Raw genomic sequence first — 1,303 nt, forward strand, 5'->3', positions numbered from 1 at the left:
GCTGCAATCCGCGCCTGCTCAACCGCCAATTGCCGCGCGCTTTCCAATGCGGCCAGTCTTGCTTGGTCTCGAGCCTGTGCTTCCGCCACTCGCCGCGCGTTCTCCAAAGCGGCAAGTCGCGCCTGCTCTTGAGCTTTTGCCGCAGCCTCTTCATTTACGCGCGCCAATTCGGCCGCCACTCGATGAGCTTCGCGCTGCGCTTCTAGCTGTCGTTGTTCTTGCGCTTGAGCAGCGGAAAGAAGGTTCTGCACGTGTATTTGTTGGGCATGTAAAAGTTGAATTTGATCTGTTAGAAAATTTGCAGAGTAAGCGGCTTTATAGGAGGCCACCCACCTTGCATAAACGGGCCCGTGAGGTGTTACAGGTCTTTCAAGCGTTTGAGCTTTGGCTAAATAATCACCAATTGTTTTGCCGATTGGGCTGTGTCCATAGAAGGAATTAGCTACTGAGGTTTGAGTGTGTAGTTCGGCTGTTCTTTGTTGGATTAATATATTTCTGATGTTGAGTTCGTGTTGATATGCTTGTGTTGGACTCGTTATTGATGCCGGATATTGAGCTCTCAGGTTTGCCAAGTCGATTTCTGTTGATCCTGGCAAGTTTTGAAGTTTTGCACTGTGTTCATTCTTTACGGAGTTCTCCGTAACTTTGATGTTGTCGCGGGTTTCGCGCCGAAGTCCTTCGTTAAACGTGAGGCCGGAGCCAATTCCGGGGCGTGTCGGCGGCACTCGGAATCCGCCGCCTTTCGGATCTGTTCCAGGCTTCGGCTGTGCACCAACATAAGTGGCCGGCAAGTAAACTGTGCCAAGCTCTCCGATAACATGTGATACCGGTAAATCATGTGGGGGACTTTGCTTCTCTGACATGTTGTTCTTCCATGAGTGGTTGTTGCTCGCTGAAAAAAGCTTATGTCAGAGGTGAAAATATTGGGTCTGTGAAGCGTGTAGGTGCTTTCTTTTTAAGTTGTAAGTAGTTGCTACATCTATCCAGATCGAAAGATTTATCCCGCGTTAAATTCAGAAAGTTCTTTTTGTCTTGCCCATAAAAAAGGCCGCTGCAAACGCAGCGGCCAAAGTAAGACGTGGATCAGGAGCTACAAATCAACGTCAGAGAACACCGGTCGATCAATCGATATAGCGTCGATCCATCTGAAATCTGTCGCCAACGGTGTGGACTGATCGCACACCATCGCTTGGTGCTATCCGGCTGTTCACCGTGAAAGCCCGGCAAGAATAAGTCGCTTGGCCCAAAGGAAAAATAGCGATTCACGACATGCAGTTTTGCAGTCTGGGCAACAGTCCAGGGT

The 1,303-nt window shown here is 49.6% G+C and carries 1 pseudogene; it reads right to left on the reverse strand.

Annotation, left to right across the window (positions count from 1 at the left end):
* A pseudogene (locus tag AC1DRJ_RS28010) lies at positions 1-863 on the reverse strand (S-type pyocin domain-containing protein); the annotation flags it as partial.
* Between the last annotated feature and the right edge of the window lie 440 nt (positions 864-1,303).

This window comes from Pseudomonas sp. P5_B2 (assembly GCF_056400445.1).